We start from the raw sequence: 19,090 nt of genomic DNA on the forward strand, positions 1-19,090 counted from the left end.
GAACAATCTCGCAGGATACCAATCAGCGAGTGTAACGCCAGCATAATCGACAACGGAGGAAATTCGATGGATGCCGAGTTAACGCATCGACTGACCCAGCTGCTGGACCGCGTCGAGCACTGGCTGCCGCCGGCTCCCGAGCAGGTGGACTGGAACACCCACGTGGCGGCACTTTGGCAGCGCCACCCCCTGGGCGGGCGGCTGGTGCCGGTGCCCGTGCGCGACGGCGTGACGCTTGACGACCTGCTGGGGATCGAGCACCAGAAACTGGCGCTGGTGGACAACACCCGGGCCTTCTTGCAGGGCCTGCCGGCCAACCATGCGCTGGTCTGGGGCGCGCGCGGCAGCGGCAAGTCATCGCTGGTGCGGGCGCTGCTCAATTCGCTGGCGCCCGAGGGGCTCAGGATGATTCAGGTCGACCGCCACGATCTTGGCCGCCTGCCGGCGCTGGTGGAAGAGCTGCGCGCGCTGCCGCACCGCTTCGTGGTGTACTGCGACGACCTCTCGTTCGAAGGCCACGACGACGCCTACAAGGCGCTCAAGAGCGTGCTTGACGGCGCGCTCACCGGGCCGCCGGACAACGTGCTGCTCTACGCCACCTCCAACCGCCGTCACCTGCTGCCGGAATCCATGGACGACAACCGCGATTCGCACCTGGTCGGGGACGAGCTGCACCACGGCGACGCCGTGGAAGAGCGCATATCGCTGTCCGATCGCTTCGGGCTGTGGCTGGGGCTGCACCCGTTCAACCAGGATATGTACCTGCAGACCTGCGCGCACTGGGTGAGCCAGCTGGGAGCGCCCGCGGACTGGGACGACGCCGCCCGGGCCGAGGCCGTGCGCTACGCTACCCTGCGCGGCAGCCGCAGCGGCCGGGTGGCCTGGCAATTTGCCAATTACTGGATCGGCACCCGGCGTCTGCATGCGCAAGGCGGGTGAATGTTTTATGGGAAAAACAGGGTGGAAATGCCTTGACCCTGATGTGGCTCACAGGTGCTAGGGTGCCTTTTGTGATGGTTCAAGGAAAACAGACTATAGACTATATATAAAAGAGCCACTTGATTCAGGGGAAGGCATCGTCATGGAATTGCTCGCCCTTCTGCTTATAGTGTTGCTGAGCCTGGGTGGCGGTTTATTGATACAGCGCTGGCCAGGCTATCGTCCCGCTGCGCCTGCGTATCCGCAGCGCGCTCCTTTTCTGGGCGGTGGTACGCCCGATACGCACGCCTGGAGTCGCTATCACATTCGCTACTATCCGATGGCGCTGCTGCTAATCGCCTTCGAGATGGAAATGATGTTCATGTACCCGTGGGCGGTGGTCTATGTGGAGCAGGGCATGAAAGCAGTGATGGAAATGGGGATGTTTCTTGCCATTCTTGGCGTAGGCCTCCTTTATGGCTGGCGAGAGGGGGTGTTCAAGTGGCAGTAGGCTGGCTTTCTCGTCTGGCCATGCGCGGCCCGGCAACGGTATTTCCGGCTTTGGGAATGCACGGGGAGGAGGCCTTGTATCGGCTGGCACGGGAGCCCGGCATCACGCTGGTGGATACCCCGCGCCACGCCACCATTCTGCTGGTGGCCGGCGGTGTGCCGCCACACTTCCACGACTCGCTGCGCCGGGTGCATGACCAGCTGCCGGCCCCTTTTGCCGCGCTTTGGTATCGGAGCGAGCCGCTGCTGGAGCTTCAGCAGCCGGGTAGCGGGAAAATGGATGACCTGGCGGCTCTGCCCGATACGATCATGGATACCTGTCGCCGGTTGATGGCGGGAGAGCAGGATACGGCTTCCCGGCTGCTGTCGGATACGCCGCCCCACCCGTGGCAGGGCCTGGGCGACGATGGCCACGGCGGCGAAGGCATGATGGGTGGCGTACCGTACGGCCGGCCCATGGCCATGCCGCCGACGCCGGATCTGCGTGACGGCCTGGCGCTGGATATTCTGACGTTTCGCCTGGGGCCGTTTTTTCCGCTTTGGCCGGCGGGGCTTGAAGCCGAGGTGACCCTGCAGGGTGATATCGTGCAGCAGTTCTCCGTGCTGTCGGCGCCGTATCCCCGCGCCTTGCCGCGGGTTTTCCTGGAGGCGCAAAAGGGGCCGGTCGCCATCGCCGAGCTGGAGCGCAAGCGTATCCGCTATCATATGCGCGCCTTTTTTCACGCTCTGCGCCTGGCCCACCTGCCGGATCTTGCCCGGCGCGCGCTGGTGTTGGCCGAGCAGTGCGATAGCCAGCCGGTGGAGAAGCTGAGCAAGCGCTTTCGGGCGTTTGAACGGGCGCTTGCCCGCCGCGGTTTTTTTGCCCTGTACCTGCCGCAAGGCGGCACCCTGGATAGCGAGCAGTCCCGCACCCTCAAAGGCTTTGCCGCCCGAGCGGCCGGCGTGGAAGACGATGTGCGCCAAGCGGACGAAGGCTATCGCCGGCTGGGATTTTCCGTACTCACCCAGCAGGCTGGCGATGTGCCGGCACGCTGGCGGCAGCGCCTGATGGAAGTTGAACAGTCGCTGGGGCTGATCGCCCGAGCGCAGCAGAAGGGGACCGTCACGGCCGTTACCGATGTGGTAGAGCTGCCGCACGGCGCGGGTAGCGCCGATGGGCTGCTGGAAAGCCTGCTGCCGGGGCTTGAATGGAGCGAAGCCCTGGCCACTCTGGCAAGTCTTGACCTGGCGGAGGTGTCCCCATGGCCTTGTCCGTGATGCTGGAGCAGCTGGTCTGGCCGCTGGCGATGGTGTTTGCCGTTCTGGGAGGCGGAGTCTATCTCTGGGCGGTGCTGGACGGCCTGGCAGCGCGTTCTTTCGGTTTGCCCCAGGCGCAAAGCGTTTGGCTGACGCCCTTGAGCCGGGGCACCTGGCTGCTGATTCAGCAGGCCAATAGCACCGAGGCACCGGACCTTTGGGCGTGGCGCCTGGCACCGGCGCTTTATCTGGCGTTGGCAGCGGTAGGGCTGGCGCTTGTGCCGTGGTCCCAGGGCTGGGTGGCAACGGATCTTGCTACCAGCCTGGTGCTGTGGGGGAGCCTGGAGGCGCTTGCCACCGTGGTGATTTTCCTCCAGGGCTGGTCAGCCAACAGCCACTTTGCCCTGGTGGGCGCCTACCGCTACGTGGCGCTGGGGCTGTCTTACATCCTGATCAGCATGTTCGTGTTGATTGGCGTCGCACTGCCGGCGGAGTCGCTGGCGCTTACCCGGATAGTAGCGTCTCAGCAGGACGTCTGGAACCTGGTGCGCCAGCCTCTGGGCCTGCCGCTGTTCTTGATGGTGGGGCTGGCGCTTACCTTTCGCGGCCCTTTTAATCTGGCCGACCCCCGGGACCTTGCCGGCGGTACCAGCGTCGAGGTCTCAGGCCCCCCGCGGCTGGTCTGGGAGCTGGCGCGCAGTGCCATGCTGGTGGCCTTTAGCGGCATCGCGGCCACCGTGTTTCTGGGCGGCTGGCTGGGGCCGTGGCTGCCCGGGCCGCTTTGGGTGATGCTCAAGATGCTGGCGATACTGGCATTGTTGGCCTGGCTGGGGCGCTGGTTTGCCGTGATGACGCCGTCCCGTTGCCTGAGTCTGATGTGGCTCATACTTTTGCCGCTGGCGTTTGTCGACCTTGTCTGGGCAGGAGTGGTGGCGCTTTTATGAAGACGTCTATCGTGGTTGATGTGGCTTTCTGGCTGCTCGCCGTGTTTGCCGTTTATACGGGGTGGCGGGTTTTTCGTACTGACTCCATGGTGCGGGCCTCGTTTTTTCTTTTGCTTTCCTTTATTGCCGTCGGCGTGATCATGCTGCTGCTGTCGGCGGTGTATCTGGGCGTGGCGATGTTTTTCATGATGGGCGTCGAGATGATGGTCATGGCGCTGTTCATGGTGATGTTCATGATGAATCCGGCAGGCCTCAATCCCATGATGATGGTGCATCAGCACAGGCTTTCCATCGGTGCAGGCGTTGCCAGCTTCGTCATGTTGGCGGCGATGGCATTGCTGGCCGAGTTTCCCCGGCACCCCTTGCCAAATGACGTGCAGCCCGTGGCGGCTCTGGGCAATGAGCTGATGGGCGAGTCCATGCTGATCTTTGAATCCGCCGCCGTGGTGCTGTTGGCTACCATGATTGGCGTGGTGGTGCTATCCAGCCAGCGAGGACGCTTTGGCTCGGCCGAGCAGGGGTCGATGCCGCCCGGACTCGAACCCGGCGGTGATCCGGCGGGAATGCCCGACGAAGATGAGCAAGCCGGCGGTCACCACCACTGTCATTAAGAGGAGCTGACCATGACCTTGACCACGGTACTGCTGCTGGCCGCCGCCCTGATCGGGATCGGCGTTTACGGTGCGCTTTCCCAGCAGTCTTTTGTGATGCTGATGATGGGGCTTGAGCTGATGCTTAACGGCGTGATGCTGGCGGCTATCGGCTTCTGGGCCATGAGCGGTGCCGGCGCGCCCGAAGGGCAGCTTCTGACCATTTTGGTCATGGCGGTCATGGCGATTGAAATGGCCATGGGGTTTGCCCTGGTCGTGGCGGTTTATCGGGGCAAACAGGCGGATGTCACCGAGTCCATCGCTGACTTGAAGGGCTGACACATGATGCTGTGGATAGTGCCGTTATTGCCGGTGCTCATGGCGCCGGTGATCTATCTTGGCGGCCGCCGGGAAGGGCGTATCGGGGTTACGCTTTTGGCGCTGTCCGCGTTGATGGCGGTTATCGGTACGCTCGTTTCGGCGATGGCCGGCCACTGGCAGGGAAGCTATGCGCTGAACGCCGCGCTGGTGCTGCAGCTAGGAGTGGGACCGTCAAGCCAGTTCGTGGCGCTGGCCATACCGATCATGGCATTCCCGGTGCTGCTCTTCGCCGGCGCCTATGAACAAGCCCCGCTCGGGCGGCTGCTGGCGGTCATGGTGGCGTTTGTGGGCGCCATGGAGCTGCTGGTACTGGCCCAGGATATGGTGACTCTGCTGGTCGCCTGGGAGCTGATAGGAGCCTACTCGTGGGCATTGGTGTCCCATCACTGGCGGGACAGGGACAGGGTGAAAAATGCCGGTCAGGTATTTCTGGTCACGCGCTTTGGCGACCTGGGGCTTTATATAGCGGCGGCGGCCGTGTTTGCGGGTAGCGGTGGCTTTGGCTATCAGCAGCTTGCCGGGCTGGAAGGCAGCCTATTGCAGGTGGCGGCCGCGGGGATTTTGCTGGCCGCCGTGGCCAAGTCGGCGCAGGTGCCTTTCTCGGCCTGGCTGTTTGCCGCCATGTCCGGTCCGGTGTCGGTCTCCGCCCTGCTGCACGCGGCCACGCTGGTAGCAGCCGGTATGTACGTCCTGGCCCGGCTGCAGCCGCTGCTGGCAGACGCGGCGTGGTTGATGCCGGCGGTTATGCTGATCGGGCTGACAACGGCGCTGCTGGGCGCCGTGACAAGTCTGGTGCAGAGCCACGCCAAAAAGCTTCTGGCGGCGTCGACCTCGGCGCAGTACGGGCTGATGTGGGTGGCGATAGGCGCCGGTTTTCCCGGCGTGGCCCTGCTGCATTTTCTGAGCCACGGCTTTTTCAAGGCCGGTTTGTTTCTGACTACCGGCGTTGCCGAGCGCCAGGCCCGGAGCTATCAGCTTGCGAACATGCGTTTAGGGGGTCGCGTGCCGACTATCGCCTTGCTTGGCGGCATCTTTTCCCTGGCGCTTGCCGGGATGGTGCCGCTTGGCGCGGCCTGGACCAAGGAACAGATCATCTCGGCGGCGTATACCACCTCGCCGTGGCTGGCGGCCGGCGTGGCGCTGGCCGGCGGGCTCAGTGCCGTCTATGCCACCCGGTTTCAGCTCACCATGTTTGGCCCCGTTCGCTTCGGGCGCACCCGGCAGCGCAAGCCGCCGCTGTCAGAGGCTTGCCGGTTTGAGCTTCTGGCGCTGAGCGTTCTCGCCGCGCTGACGCTGGGGCTTTCTCTTTTCTGGTGGCCCGAGGCCCGGCGCTGGCTACGGCAGCCGGGGTGGGAGCTTGCTGATGGCCATCTCTGGCTTCTGGCGGTGTCGCTGGTGCTGGTTGTGCTGGGCATGGCCCTCGGAGCGATGCTGGTTCAGCGTGGTCGGCTTGACGTGCAGCAGGGGTGGAAGCGTTCTGCCTTTTGCTGGTGGGGGCTTGAGCCCTTGACGCTTGGTGCGGGCGCCACCCTGGTGAAGCTGAGCGACCGCCTGGCACGCTTTGATCGCGACGTGCTGGAAAGGGCCACGCGCCTGTTATCGCGGCAAGCATCGCAGGCCGCTTCTGTCCTGGCCCGGCGCGATACTGACGGCGTCGATGCCAGCCTGCGCGGCAGCGCTGCTGCCGTGACGCGGATAGCCAACGTCGGGGCTACCGCCGGCGAAGCCTTGTCGGAGCGGCTGCCTGGTTCCCTTTCCGGCCTGGTGAATCGCGGTGGCGGCCGGGCGCGCCAGGCCCAGTCCGGACAAACCCATCACTACTACGCCGGTATGGCCATCGGCTTTGCCGTTTTGTTGACCCTGTTGCTACTCGGCGATGCGCTGTAAGGAGCAAACACCGTGATTTTGACACTGGCCTGGTGCTTACCGCTGTTGGGTGCGTTGCTGCTGGCGTTTTTACCGCGCTGGACGGAGCGCAATGCGCGCGCGTTCGCCACTCTCATCGCCGCGCTTTCCCTGCTTGTCCTGATAGGGGCCTGGTTTGGCTTCGACCCTGACGGTCCGCTGTTTCAGCACGTGTGGGAAGTTCCCTGGGTACCGTCCATTGGCGTTGCCTATCGGGTCGGAGTCGACGGTATCGCGCTGGCGGTTGTCACCATGAGCGCGCTGATTTTTGTGGCGGCCATTGCCTATCCGCTCGATACCCGGGAAGACAGTCAGCAAACGCAGGTGCATCAGTACTACGGCTGGATGCTGTTTTTGATGGCTACGTCGCTGGCCGTCTTTATGGTGCTGGATCTACTGCTGTTTTACGTATTTTTTGATTTAAGCCTGGTGGGCATGTATTTCCTGATCGGGCGCTGGGGGCACGGCCGGCCGCAGCTGTCTGCCCTGACCTTCTTTCTGTTTACGTTCGCCGGCTCGCTGGCGCTGTTGCTGGCGATCATTGGTCTGTATCTCTCGCTGGATTCGCCCAGTTTCGATATGCGCCTGCTCATTGAGCAGCAGCCGCTGGCGGGCGGCGGACTCTATGCGGGGCTCGTGTTTTTCGGTTTGATGCTGGGACTGGCGATCAAGACGCCGCTGGTGCCGTTACATACCTGGCTGCCCCAGGCGCACGTGGATGCGCCAGGCCCTGCCTCCGCGATCCTTGCCGGCGTACTGCTGAAGATGGGCACCTACGGCATGATACGCCTGCCGTTGGCTATGCTGCCGGAAACGTTTGAGCGCTATGCGTTAATTGTCGGTCTGATGGCGCTGGTGGCGATTCTTTACGGTGCCCTGGTGGCGCTTGGACAGCGCAACCTCAAACGGCGCATTGCCTATACGTCCATCAATCACATGGGCTATACGGTGCTGGGCATTGCGATAGCCGCCAGCTTCAGCGACAACCTGATGGCAAAACAGCTGGCGCTCACCGGAGCGACGGTAGAAATGGTCGCCCACGGGCTGATTACCGGCGGGCTTTTTCTGATCTGTGGAAGTTTTTGGTATCGCGCCGGCACCTATGACCTGGACAGCTACGGCGGCCTGGCGCAAAAGACGCCCTGGCTTGCCGGGCTGACCCTGCTGCTGGCGTTTGCCAGCCTGGGCATGCCGGGCCTGGCCGGCTTTGTGGCGGAATTCCAGATCTTTGCCGGCACTTTTGCCGTCTATCCCTGGCTTGCCGTGCCGGCGGTAGTCGGCATTCTGGTGACCGCCGCGCTTTTTCTGGATATGTTGCGGCGGCTGTTTTTCGGCAAACTGCCGGACTCTTCAAGCGAATTCAAGGAGCTCGACCGCATTGAGCTTGCGGTACTCGGCGTGCTGGGGCTGGAGGTCGTTGCGATCGGGGTATATCCCGGCGCTCTACTGGGCGTCATCGATAGCGCCAGCGTGCTGCTGCTCGGAGGTCGCTGATGCCCCTCGGTAGCTTGCTTCCCGAAATTGCGCTGCTGCTGGGCGCGGTGGCGATTGTGCTATTGGCGTCCTTTGCCCCGCGGCACCGTCAGGTCTGGGCGGCAGCGCTGGCGCTGGCGACTTTGCTGGTGGCAGGGGTGACGACGCTTGCCCAGTGGGAGACGCCTGCCGAGCTGGTCTTTTCCGGCGTATGGGCGCTGGACGGCATGGCCATTGCCGCCAAGCTGCTGATGCTTTGCAGCGCCGCGGCGGTGGTGACGCTGTCGCCGGACTGGATGTACCGCGATCCTCGCCACGGCGAGTATTACGCGCTGTGCCTGTTTTCGCTGCTGGGCGCGATCATGATGGCGTCCGCCCATGACGCCATGGAGCTGGTAGTGGGGGTATTGCTTTCGTCCGCCGCCAGCTATCCGCTGGCGGCCTACCATCGTGGCTTCACACCGGCGCTGGAAGCGGCGATGAAGTATTTTCTGATTGGGGCGCTGGCCAATGCGCTGTTGACCATTGGCGTGGTGATTCTTTTTGGCCTGGTGGGAGATACCGACTATGTTCGCACCGCCCAGGTCTTTCAAGCCGGGACGGACTCGATAGCGCTCAGCGTAGCGGTGGCCTGCATTATCGTGGGGCTGACCTATAAGCTCGGGGCAGTGCCGGCTCACGCCTGGATGCCGGATGTGGCCCAGGCGGCACCGGCACCCATTGCCGCGTTTCTGACCGTGGTGCCCAAAATCGGGGCGGCGGCGGCCCTTACGCGGTTTGTGATGCTACTGTCTGACACCCTGATGTGGCCGGGCGTTGTCGCGCTGATTTCCGCGGCCACCATGACGCTTGGCAATCTTGCAGCGCTTGCCCAGACAGACCTCAGGCGGCTGTTGGGCTGGTCGAGCGTTTCCCAGTCCGGCTATATGCTAATGGCGATTGTCGTCGCCGGAAGCGGTGGCAACGCGCTGCCGGCATTGCTGGCTTTTCTGGCGGCCTATGCGCTGGCCAACCTGCTGGCGTTTGCTATTGTTACCCACCTTAGGGGGCGCACGGATATCGAGCACTATCACGGCCTGGCCTATGGTCAGCCGCTGATCACCGCTGCGTTGATTGTCGCCCTGCTGTCTCTGGTGGGGATTCCCCCGCTGATCGGCTTTTTTGGCAAGTTTCTGCTCTTCGAGGTCACCATTGAGGCGGGGTATACCTGGCTTGCCGTGGCGGCGGCGATTAATACGCTGATATCGCTCTACTACTATCTCAGAGTGATAGCGGTGACCGTGTTCAAGGAGCCCCGGGGCGAGGTGCATGTGCTGGGCCGCTGGTCCGGAGTGACGCTGTTTATCACGCTAGCGCTTTTGGTGGTGATAAGCCTGGGCTTTGAAGCGGTGCTTGATGCGCTTGAGCCGATTGCCCTGGCTGCGCCATAGACTTTTATATGTAGGGTGCCGGAGGTTCAGGCTAAACCCACATGAAACGTCGAAGAGCTAGGGGGCGTTAACAATTAGGCCAGCCATATGGCGGCTGACACGAGGCAGAGGAGTGACTGGTAGTTTCTTGCCAGTCGCTCATAGCGTGTAGATAACCGCCGGAACTTCTTGATTTTCTGAAAGAACCTCTCCACCAGATTGCGATCTTGGTAACAGTGCCAGTCTACTTCAATGCGCGCCAAACGATTCTTTTTCGGAGGAATCACCGGCTCGGCACCTGCGGCCTGAATCATGTCCCGCAGAGCAGTGGAGTCATACCCCTTGTCGCCCAGCACTGCTTGCGGGGAAAAACCTTCCAGTAGAGCGGGAGCAGCACCATACTCCGACGCCTGGCCCGGTGTGAGAACCAATCGTACTGGGTTACCTAACGCATCGACTGCGGCATGAATTTTGGTGCTCAATCCGCCTCGAGATTTGCCCATGGCTTCGACGTCTTGCGTGTTTTTTTTGACGCTCCATGCTGGTGCACCCTGACGATGCTACCGTCGATCATCAGCTGCTCTAGATCGGGATCGTCGGCTACTGTGTCAAAAATACGCTGCCAAACGCCCTTTCGTGACCAACGGTTATACCGCATGTAGACGGTGTGCCAGCGCCCAAAAGATTCGGGAAGATCACGCCACGGGGCGCCGGTCCGAGCGATCCAGAGCACGGCTTCCACGAACAGGCGATTGTCCTTGGCAGTTACCCCACAGTCTGAGGCTTTGCCGGGGAGCAGGTGCTCGATTCGCTCCCACTGATCATCGCGTAACTTCAACCGACTCATGGCCCACCAAAATCTATGAATACTAAATCAGTTTAAACGAAACTAATGATTGTTAACACACCCTAGGGCCTGTTGACGTTTCACATTGGTAGCCATAAAAAGCCGCATGCCAAGGCCACCATGCTTTCGTAATTTCGTTTGAGCTTATCGTAGCGCGTCGCAATGGCGCGATACGGGGTTCTTCGTCGTTTCATGTGGATTTGGCCTGATCGAACAGGCGCCCCACCGGGCTGCCAATCAGGTAGATCATGGCGATGAAGTTGGCTTCGTTCCGGTAACCCCGTGCGCGTGACCGAGCCGCCTGAAACAGACCGTTCATGCCTTCCAGTCGTGCGTTCGTCAGTCCCGAAATCCAACGCCTAACCACCGCATCGGCGTGGCGCTCCAACGTCGCCAGGGCCTTTCCCATCGGCTTCAGCAATGGCTTCTCCGAGACCGCCGCCTTCATGACCCTGAGGTAGTGCGTGATGCGCCATCGAGCCGCTCGTGGCGTCGGCGCCTTCTGGATCCAGCGCAGCTTCTCCTTGATCACCCAGGCATCGGACGTGGCGCTCTGGTCAGCCACCAGCTCCTGGAGAGCCGCCAGCTGCTTGGGCGTCAGGTTCTCGTTGTCCAGGCTCTTCAGCAGGGCCCAGCGCAGCGACTTGGGGTGTTCCTGCTCGCGGCGCTCCTTCTTGCGCACCTCGTCTAGCCGCTTGGTGAAGGTCTGCACGATATGGAACCAGTCGACCGTGACCTCGGCCTTGGGAAGGTACTCAGCCACGCCGCTGAGGAAGGCTTGTGACATGTCGCAGACGACCTCGACCACGTTGTCCGGATCGCCGCCATGGGCCGCCAGGAAGGCGCTAAAGGCCTTGATGGCGTCCTTGCCGTGGCCGGGGACGGCGAAGATCACCGGTTCCTGCTTGCGTTGCATATCAAGGAACACCGTCACATAGCGCTGGCCACGCCGGGACGCGGTTTCGTCCACGCCAACGGTGGCCACGTTGCTCAGATCCAGCTGCCCCAGCATCCGACCGACGTAGTGATGCACGATGCGCCACAGCCGCTTGTCGGAGATCTCCAGCTGTCGGGAGACGGCCAACACCGGCATCTCCTTGACCAGTGACATGGCCGCCTGCTCGAACAGCAGGGTGAAGTCGCTGCCCGGCCTCGCCCAAGGGACCTCGATACGCTTGACGCCATGCTCCGGGCACTTGGTACGCGGCACGCGAGCATGCAAGTAGCAGTGATGCTGGAAGAAGTTCAGGTGCCGCCACGTCTTGTCAGCGAAGTCATGAGCCGGACAGGCCTCGCCGCACTCAGGGCAGGGGTAGAGGCTGCCACGCTCGGCCTCGACGTAGAGGTCCAGACGGTGGGGCGATACGGAGGTGTCCAGGTGCTGGTCCTTGAGAATCCAGGGCGCTTCCAAGCCCAGGCCGAGGGTCAGAATCTGGGTGCCGTCCATGTCATACCTCCTGTCGTCGTGGAGGTCATATTCTGGCCCAGCTCAGGGGGCGAATTCCACACCCAACGACGAAGAGCCCGATACGGGTTCAATCGAGCAAAGGCATTCTCAACCAGATGCCGGTAGCGATATAACCCTCTGTCCAGATTGGCATTTCCTTTTTTCGAGTTACGCCTGCGTGGAATGACGGCAGCCATTCCTTTGGCTTCGACCTGCTCACGGATACGTTCACTGTCATAGCCTTTGTCAGCCACCAGCGCGTCACCTGCCGGCAAACCGTCAATCAATGCCTGGGCTTCCGTGCTGTCGTGCACTTCACCCCCGGTTATTCTGAAGGCGATCGGCAACCCATAAGCATCCACGGCCAAGTGGATCTTGCTGGTATTGCCTGCACGACTTTTGCCAATGGCTTCTGCATCTTCCGTGGCAGCCCCAGTGCTATCTTGGTGAGCCTTGACGTAGGAACCATCAATAAATAGCCACTCGACATCAGGATCTTCCACCAGAGAGATGAAAATCCTCATCAGCTTTCCACTCGCTGACCAGGCGTTGAAGCGCTTGTAGACCGTGTTCCAGGGGCCAAACGCCTCCGGTAGGTCCCGCCACGGGCAGCCGGTTCGCATCCGATAAAGGATGCCTTCCACCGTGGTACGCAGATCGGTCTTGTCATAAATACCTTGTTGAAGCAGGATAGATTTCAGCTTCGGCCAGTGTTCATCCGTGAGCATTTGTCGGGGCATGGCAGGCTTGCAGTTTGTTGGCTTAGGAACCTTTATTCTGTGAGCTTGCCCCTATCCTGCCAATACCCCTGCCATGAAACGTCAACAGACCCTAGGGCTTGGGGCTGCCGAATATTTCGGTGACTTCATTCCCCTGGGGCAGTCCCTGCTTGACGCTTACGTCGCCGTTGGCCTTTTTATAGAGGATCGTGGGCGTGGCGAAGTACCCCAGCGATTTCATGAGCGCGTTGTTATCGGCGACTTTCTGGCGCGCCGTATCGGGAATGTTATCCGCGACTTCAATGCCGCCCTGGTCGTAGTTGCGCTCGCTGCGGTTCAAGGCCGCAGAGGGATCGTCAGCGGCGAGTATGGTGGCCGCTTTGGGCGCGCTGTCCTGCTTCAGGATGCCGACGAGAATATGGCGAATCTGTACCTTCCCGGCGTTCACCCAGGGCCTTGCCTGCTGCCAGAACTGATGGCAATAGGGGCAGTTGGGGTCGGTAAATTCATAGATGATGACCTCGGCATCCTCGCTGCCGTCGCGTACCCAGTCGGCGGATTCCACCTGCTCCCAGGCTTTTTCGCCCTGAGGGCCCGAGACGATGCGCTCAAGGGGCTCAGCGCTGAGGTCTTCGCCCTGGGCGCCGATCATCGTGCCCAGAATGGCTTGCTGTCCGTCTTCCGTCAGGTAGATAGCCACGGGTTTGCCCCGCAGCGTGGCCGCGTAGCCGGTCAGGTTGCCGGGGGCATTGAAGGTGTCGATCACCTCAACGCCATGGCCGGTAATCGCCGCTACCGGGTCGGGCAGCTCGTCCGGGGAAATATCAGCGCTGGCGCTGGTGGCCAGGGTGGCAAGCGAGAGTGTCAGTAATGCGCGTGGGGAACGTTTCATGAAAGCTCCTTTACCGGGTGAATGGGCCATCGCCTCGCGGGTGGCGCGCTTGCGCCCCAGGGGAGATGGCCTGATGAAGTGAGTTCGGGTGTCAATCAGGAACCCTGGGCCTGGGAGAGCCGCTGAAGAAATTCATCCGGCCCCAGCTCGCCGACGATGCGAGCGGCGCGTCGCTCTTCGCCGTCAGGCCCGATGAGCAGGAGCGTGGGCGGACCAATAATGTTGAAGGCCTGCATCAATTCGCGGTCGTCCGCATCGTTTTCGGTAACGTCAGGGCGCAGCAGCTGAAAGTCGCCAAGGGCCTGCTGCACTTCGGCGTTGCCAAAGACTTCTTCTTCAATGACCTTGCAGGAGATGCACCAATCGGCATAAAAATCCACCAGCGTCCACTGGCCGTTTGTGGTGGCGGTATCGACCTGGGCCTTTAGCATGTCGAGATCGGCGGTCTCCTCGAAGCGGTCCATGAAGTCACCCTGCGAGGCACCGGCCGCGGCCGCGCCGTTGCCGGGCGTGGAGACAAACCCGAGCGGCTGGCTCAAGCTGTCGGCACCGCCGGCCGCGCCGATTACCAGTAGCCCGCCCCAAAGGCTGAGAATCAGGCCAGCGATCCGCGAGATCATGCGCGACGGCGCCGTGGGCGCGGCTGTATGCACCGCGAACTGGTAAAGCGTGACGCCGATGGCCAGCACCCATGCGCCCCAAAGCCCCAGCGTTACGCTTGCGGGCACCACGCGTTCGACAAACCAGATGGCAGTACCCAGCAGAACGAAGCCGAAGACGACCTTCACGCCGGTCATCCAGCCTCCCGGCTTGGGCAATAGCCGCGCGCCGACGGTACCGGCGAGGATCAGCGGAGCCCCCATGCCCAGCCCCAGGGTAAACAGCGCGCTGCCGCCCAGCACCACGTCGCCGCTATCGGCGATGTAGAGCAGAGCGCCCGCCAGCGGTGCGGTCATGCACGGCCCCACCAGCAGCGCCGAGAGCACGCCCATCACCGCAGCGCCGCCGAGGCTGCCGCCACGCTGGCGGCTATTGGCACGGTCGAGCCTGTTACGCAGGCCCGCCGGCAGCTGGATTTCATAAAGGCCGAACATCGACGCGGCGAGGGCAATAAACACCAGCGCAAAAGCGCCCAGCACCCAAGGCGTTTGCATGATGGCCTGCAGGTTGGCACCGGCCAGCGCCGCCACGACGCCGAGCAGCGCATAGGTGATCGCCATCGGCAGTACATAGGCAACCGAGAGCATAAAGCCGCGCTTGCCGCGGGCGCCGCTGCCCACGATCAGGCTGGTAAGAATCGGCACCATCGGCAGCACGCAAGGGGTGAACACGAGCAATAACCCCAGGCCAAAAAAGACGGCCAGCACCCAGATGGCGTTGCCTTCGGCCAGGCTTGCCGCCAGCGTCTGGTCCTCGCCCAGCTCAGCTGAGCCGGCCTGGCTTTCGGCAGCGGATGATGCGTTATCTTCACCGGCATCGGTGGGCGTGGAGCCCGGGGTGCTGGCGTTCTGGATGTCGGGGCTGCCGCTGCTGGCAAGGCCGCTGCTGCCCGTGTATTCCGCGAGATCCAGCGTAGCGCGCTCGGGCGGGTAGCACAGCCCGGCCTCGGCGCAGCCCTGCCAGGTCAGGTTCAGCTGCTGTACCTGACCCGGATCGACGGTGACGGCCACCTGGTCGTAATACACTTCGGACTTGCCAAAAAACTCGTCCTCGATCGTTTCACCGTCGGGAAAGGTCACGTCGGCGACCTGCTGGGCCTCGCCTTCAAACCCGAACTGCTTGCGGTAAAGGTAATAGTCCGGGGCAATCTCCCAGGTAATCGTTAACGTGTCATCGTCGTTGGTTGCCACGTCATAGCTGAACGCTTGATCGACCGGCAAGAAATCATTACTCGCCGCCGCGCTGGTGGCCAACATGGCAGACCCGGCTAACAGGAAAAGCAGGAAAAAAATCTGCCGAGCATACGAAGATAGCGACATCAACCCGCGCTCCTTTGTGTCATCACGACGCCATCAAGGCGCGTCATCAAGGTGACTGTATAAAGCGGGCTGACCATCGGTGCAGCCCGCTAGTCGGTCCAGCATGACGGAGCCCGATTAGGCCAGAATTAGGCGCGGTGACGGTGGCGGTCATGCCGTTTCAGGCACTTTTCTTTCCGCTCGCATCACGACACACTGCCGCTGGGTAAATCGATGCAGGCGCTTCTCATGGCGAAGTGAGGCGCAATACAGCGAGACACAACATGCATGTATTACTGGTGGAAGATTCATCGGCGGTGGGGTCGGGTATTCGTACCGGGCTGCAGATGGCGGGGTTTACCGTCGACTGGGTGACCAATGCCGGCGATGCGCGGCTATTGCTCGATACCGTGGACAGCGATGCGGTGGTGCTGGATCTGGGCCTGCCGGATACCGACGGGTTGAGGCTTTTGCACGAATGGCGTGCCCGCGGGTTGACGGTGCCGGTACTGGTGCTGACCGCGCGCGACACGGTGGCCGAGCGGATAGCCGGCCTGGACACGGGGGCCGATGACTACATGCTCAAACCCTTCGACCTGGATGAGCTCACCGCCCGCCTGAAGGCGCTGGTGCGCCGTGCGGCGGGGCGCGCACGGTCGCTGATCGAACACGGCCCGCTGAGCATTGATACCGCCGGCCGCCGGGTTTGGCGCCACGGGCATGAAGTCGAGCTCACCTACAGCGAGTTTACCCTGCTGCACAAGCTGCTCAACGCGCGCGGCGGTATTCTCAACGTCGAGCAGCTGAAAGATACGCTATATGGCCTGGAAACCCAGGTGGAAAGCAATGCCGTCAACGTGCACATCCACCATCTGCGCCGCAAGCTGGGGCGCGGCGTCATTCAAACCGTCCGCGGGCTGGGCTATCGGCTAGGCGATCCTGGCGAACTGGATAACGGCGAGCCAACATGAGCCTGCGCCGGCGGTTACTGCTCTCTCTCGGGGTATCGTTCTGCGTGCTGTGGGTGTTGGCAGCGGCGTGGCTTTACAACGACTTGCGCGACCAGATGCGGGAAACGCTGGATCAGCGCCTGGCCGCCTCGGCCCGCATGGTAGCGGGGCTGGTCGCACAGCTCCCCGAAGGTGCCTGGGCGCAAGCCAACGAGCCGCAGCTGTCGGTTCCGCATAGCAGCAGCGTAGCCTGCCAGATTAGTTCGCCCGCCGGCCAGATGCTGATGCGCACCCACGGCGTGTTTGACGACGCGCTGGATACGCCCGCACCGGGATTCACCAATCGCCGGATCGATGGGCAGCGCTGGCGCCTGTACACCTACGTGCAAAGCGGGCTGCACATTACCACCGCAGACCGGCTGGCGGATCGCACCGCGCTTCAGCGCAATATCATTCAGGTCGCGGTATTGCCGTTTGTGGTCGCCCTGCTCGGCAGCCTGGTGGTGCTTTGGGTAGGTATTCGCCGAGGCTTGCGCCCGTTTGAGCATCTGCGCCGCGAGCTTGCCCGTCGTGCGCCGGATACGCTCACACCGGTTCAGATCGACAAGGCTCCGGCCGAACTGGTCCCCGCGATCGATACGCTCAATCAGCTGCTGGTACGCACCCATGATGCGCTACGGCGCGAGCAGCGTTTTACCAACGATACCGCCCACGAACTGCGCACGCCGTTAACGGCGATTAAAACGGCTCTTCGTCGTTGGGTGTGGAATTCGCCCCCTGAGCTGGGCCAGAATATGACCTCCACGACGACAGGAGGTATGACATGGACGGCACCCAGATTCTGACCCTCGGCCTGGGCTTGGAAGCGCCCTGGATTCTCAAGGACCAGCACCTGGACACCTCCGTATCGCCCCACCGTCTGGACCTCTACGTCGAGGCCGAGCGTGGCAGCCTCTACCCCTGCCCTGAGTGCGGCGAGGCCTGTCCGGCTCATGACTTCGCTGACAAGACGTGGCGGCACCTGAACTTCTTCCAGCATCACTGCTACTTGCATGCTCGCGTGCCGCGTACCAAGTGCCCGGAGCATGGCGTCAAGCGTATCGAGGTCCCTTGGGCGAGGCCGGGCAGCGACTTCACCCTGCTGTTCGAGCAGGCGGCCATGTCACTGGTCAAGGAGATGCCGGTGTTGGCCGTCTCCCGACAGCTGGAGATCTCCGACAAGCGGCTGTGGCGCATCGTGCATCACTACGTCGGTCGGATGCTGGGGCAGCTGGATCTGAGCAACGTGGCCACCGTTGGCGTGGACGAAACCGCGTCCCGGCGTGGCCAGCGCTATGTGACGGTGTTCCTTGATATGCAACGCAAGCAGGAACCGGTGATCTTCGCCGTCCCCGGCCACGGCAAGGACGCCATCAAGGCCTTTAGCGCCTTCCTGGCGGCCCATGGCGGCGATCCGGACAACGTGGTCGAGGTCGTCTGCGACATGTCACAAGCCTTCCTCAGCGGCGTGGCTGAGTACCTTCCCAAGGCCGAGGTCACGGTCGACTGGTTCCATATCGTGCAGACCTTCACCAAGCGGCTAGACGAGGTGCGCAAGAAGGAGCGCCGCGAGCAGGAACACCCCAAGTCGCTGCGCTGGGCCCTGCTGAAGAGCCTGGACAACGAGAACCTGACGCCCAAGCAGCTGGCGGCTCTCCAGGAGCTGGTGGCTGACCAGAGCGCCACGTCCGATGCCTGGGTGATCAAGGAGAAGCTGCGCTGGATCCAGAAGGCGCCGACGCCACGAGCGGCTCGATGGCGCATCACGCACTACCTCAGGGTCATGAAGGCGGCGGTCTCGGAGAAGCCATTGCTGAAGCCGATGGGAAAGGCCCTGGCGACGTTGGAGCGCCACGCCGATGCGGTGGTTAGGCGTTGGATTTCGGGACTGACGAACGCACGACTGGAAGGCATGAACGGTCTGTTTCAGGCGGCTCGGTCACGCGCACGGGGTTACCGGAACGAAGCCAACTTCATCGCCATGATCTACCTGATTGGCAGCCCGGTGGGGCGCCTGTTCGATCAGGCCAAATCCACATGAAACGACGAAGAACCTGCCTAGGGCCTGTTGACGTTTCACATTGGTAGCCATAAAAAGCCGCATGCCAAGGCCACCATGCTTTCGTAATTTCGTTTGAGCTTATCGTAGCGCGTCGCAATGGCGCGATACGGGTTCAATCGAGCAAAGGCATTCTCAACCAGATGCCGGTAGCGATATAACCCTCTGTCCAGATTGGCATTTCCTTTTTTCGAGTTACGCCTGCGTGGAATGACGGCAGCCATTCCTTTGGCTTCGACCTGCTCGCGGATACGTTCACTGTCATAGCCTTTGTCAGCCACCAGCGCGTCACCTGCCGGCAAACCGTCAATCAATGCCTGGGCTTCCGTGCTGTCGTGCACTTCACCCCCGGTTATTCTGAAGGCGATCGGCAACCCATAAGCATCCACGGCCAAGTGGATCTTGCTGGTATTGCCTGCACGACTTTTGCCAATGGCTTCTGCATCTTCCGTGGCAGCCCCAGTGCTATCTTGGTGAGCCTTGACGTAGGAACCATCAATAAATAGCCACTCGACATCAGGATCTTCCACCAGAGAGATGAAAATCCTCATCAGCTTTCCACTCGCTGACCAGGCGTTGAAGCGCTTGTAGACCGTGTTCCAGGGGCCAAACGCCTCCGGTAGGTCCCGCCACGGGCAGCCGGTTCGCATCCGATAAAGGATGCCTTCCACCGTGGTACGCAGATCGGTCTTGTCATAAATACCTTGTTGAAGCAGGATAGATTTCAGCTTCGGCCAGTGTTCATCCGTGAGCATTTGTCGGGGCATGGCAGGCTTGCAGTTTGTTGGCTTAGGAACCTTTATTCTGTGAGCT

17 protein-coding genes and 2 pseudogenes are annotated in these 19,090 nt (G+C 62.0%); 12 read left to right on the forward strand and 7 right to left on the reverse strand.

Features of this window, described 5'->3' with window-relative positions; genetic code table 11:
• Nucleotides 1-66: 66 nt before the first annotated feature.
• From P1P91_RS03950 to P1P91_RS03990, 9 genes are all read left to right on the forward strand, one after another.
• On the forward strand, nt 67-939 hold the full coding sequence (locus P1P91_RS03950) for an ATP-binding protein (protein ID WP_311884679.1): 873 nt from the start codon (nt 67-69) through the stop codon (nt 937-939).
• A gap of 142 nt (nt 940-1,081) precedes the next feature.
• Nucleotides 1,082-1,429 carry an NADH-quinone oxidoreductase subunit A gene (locus tag P1P91_RS03955; RefSeq protein ID WP_311884680.1) on the forward strand — a complete coding sequence of 116 codons (348 nt, stop codon included), beginning with the start codon at nt 1,082-1,084 and terminating at the stop codon, nt 1,427-1,429.
• Entirely contained in the window at nt 1,420-2,685 is a 1,266-nt protein-coding gene (locus P1P91_RS03960) for an NADH-quinone oxidoreductase subunit D-related protein (protein WP_311884681.1), read from the forward strand. Before P1P91_RS03955 ends, P1P91_RS03960 begins: the two co-directional genes overlap by 10 nt.
• On the forward strand, nt 2,670-3,608 hold the full coding sequence (locus P1P91_RS03965; RefSeq protein ID WP_311884683.1) for a complex I subunit 1 family protein: 939 nt from the start codon (nt 2,670-2,672) through the stop codon (nt 3,606-3,608). The genes P1P91_RS03960 and P1P91_RS03965 overlap by 16 nt, the downstream gene beginning before the upstream one ends.
• On the forward strand, nt 3,605-4,219 hold the full coding sequence (locus P1P91_RS03970; protein ID WP_311884685.1) for an NADH-quinone oxidoreductase subunit J family protein: 615 nt from the start codon (nt 3,605-3,607) through the stop codon (nt 4,217-4,219). Before P1P91_RS03965 ends, P1P91_RS03970 begins: the two co-directional genes overlap by 4 nt.
• A 12-nt stretch (nt 4,220-4,231) precedes the next feature.
• A complete protein-coding gene (nuoK, locus tag P1P91_RS03975) occupies nt 4,232-4,537 on the forward strand; it encodes an NADH-quinone oxidoreductase subunit NuoK (protein ID WP_311884687.1) in 306 nt (101 codons plus the stop codon).
• A gap of 3 nt (nt 4,538-4,540) precedes the next feature.
• Nucleotides 4,541-6,466: an NADH-quinone oxidoreductase subunit 5 family protein gene (locus tag P1P91_RS03980; protein ID WP_311884688.1), complete on the forward strand. Its 1,926-nt coding sequence runs from the start codon at nt 4,541-4,543 to the stop codon at nt 6,464-6,466.
• 12 nt (nt 6,467-6,478) lie between these two features.
• Nucleotides 6,479-7,978 (forward strand): complex I subunit 4 family protein, encoded by a 1,500-nt coding sequence (locus P1P91_RS03985; RefSeq protein WP_311884689.1) that lies wholly within the window; start codon nt 6,479-6,481, stop codon nt 7,976-7,978.
• Nucleotides 7,978-9,387 (forward strand): NADH-quinone oxidoreductase subunit N, encoded by a 1,410-nt coding sequence (locus P1P91_RS03990; protein ID WP_311884691.1) that lies wholly within the window; start codon nt 7,978-7,980, stop codon nt 9,385-9,387. The genes P1P91_RS03985 and P1P91_RS03990 overlap by 1 nt, the downstream gene beginning before the upstream one ends.
• Nucleotides 9,388-9,461: 74 nt before the next feature.
• On the opposite strand, the gene P1P91_RS03995 is transcribed toward P1P91_RS03990, so the two are convergent.
• The 6 genes and pseudogenes from P1P91_RS03995 to dsbD all read right to left on the reverse strand — a co-directional run bounded on the left by P1P91_RS03995 (nt 9,462) and on the right by dsbD (nt 15,250).
• A protein-coding gene (locus P1P91_RS03995) for an IS5 family transposase (RefSeq protein ID WP_407650535.1) occupies nt 9,462-10,213 on the reverse strand; the annotation gives its coding sequence in 2 pieces (ribosomal slippage) (nt 9,462-9,878 and nt 9,881-10,213; 750 coding nt in all).
• Between the two features lie 80 nt (nt 10,214-10,293).
• A pseudogene (locus P1P91_RS04000) lies at nt 10,294-10,383 on the reverse strand (IS5/IS1182 family transposase); the annotation flags it as partial.
• A gap of 20 nt (nt 10,384-10,403) precedes the next feature.
• Nucleotides 10,404-11,660, reverse strand: coding sequence for an ISL3 family transposase (locus P1P91_RS04005; protein ID WP_311881765.1), 1,257 nt, complete (start codon nt 11,658-11,660; stop codon nt 10,404-10,406).
• 71 nt (nt 11,661-11,731) lie between these two features.
• Nucleotides 11,732-12,400, reverse strand: a pseudogene (locus tag P1P91_RS04010) (IS5 family transposase); the annotation flags it as partial.
• A 91-nt stretch (nt 12,401-12,491) separates the two neighbouring features.
• Nucleotides 12,492-13,271, reverse strand: a complete 780-nt coding sequence (gene dsbG / locus P1P91_RS04015; protein ID WP_311884692.1) for a thiol:disulfide interchange protein DsbG — start codon at nt 13,269-13,271, stop codon at nt 12,492-12,494.
• A gap of 95 nt (nt 13,272-13,366) precedes the next feature.
• Nucleotides 13,367-15,250 carry a protein-disulfide reductase DsbD gene (gene dsbD, locus P1P91_RS04020; protein WP_311884694.1) on the reverse strand — a complete coding sequence of 628 codons (1,884 nt, stop codon included), beginning with the start codon at nt 15,248-15,250 and terminating at the stop codon, nt 13,367-13,369.
• A gap of 263 nt (nt 15,251-15,513) precedes the next feature.
• On the opposite strand from dsbD, the gene P1P91_RS04025 reads away from it, so the two are divergent.
• The 3 genes from P1P91_RS04025 to P1P91_RS04035 are packed head-to-tail and all read left to right on the forward strand — an operon-like array spanning nt 15,514 to nt 18,259.
• Nucleotides 15,514-16,200 carry a response regulator gene (locus tag P1P91_RS04025; protein ID WP_311884696.1) on the forward strand — a complete coding sequence of 229 codons (687 nt, stop codon included), beginning with the start codon at nt 15,514-15,516 and terminating at the stop codon, nt 16,198-16,200.
• Nucleotides 16,197-17,024 carry a sensor histidine kinase gene (locus P1P91_RS04030; protein WP_311884698.1) on the forward strand — a complete coding sequence of 276 codons (828 nt, stop codon included), beginning with the start codon at nt 16,197-16,199 and terminating at the stop codon, nt 17,022-17,024. Before P1P91_RS04025 ends, P1P91_RS04030 begins: the two co-directional genes overlap by 4 nt.
• Nucleotides 17,003-18,259, forward strand: a complete 1,257-nt coding sequence (locus tag P1P91_RS04035) for an ISL3 family transposase (protein WP_311881765.1) — start codon at nt 17,003-17,005, stop codon at nt 18,257-18,259. The genes P1P91_RS04030 and P1P91_RS04035 overlap by 22 nt, the downstream gene beginning before the upstream one ends.
• 35 nt (nt 18,260-18,294) lie before the next feature.
• Here the strand turns inward: P1P91_RS04035 and P1P91_RS04040 are convergent, their stop codons facing one another.
• Entirely contained in the window at nt 18,295-19,044 is a 750-nt protein-coding gene (locus tag P1P91_RS04040; RefSeq protein ID WP_311882952.1) for an IS5 family transposase, read from the reverse strand.
• Nucleotides 19,045-19,090 lie beyond the last annotated feature (46 nt).

The sequence above is a fragment of the Halomonas piscis genome, assembly GCF_031886125.1.
GTDB lineage: Bacteria > Pseudomonadota > Gammaproteobacteria > Pseudomonadales > Halomonadaceae > Vreelandella > Vreelandella piscis.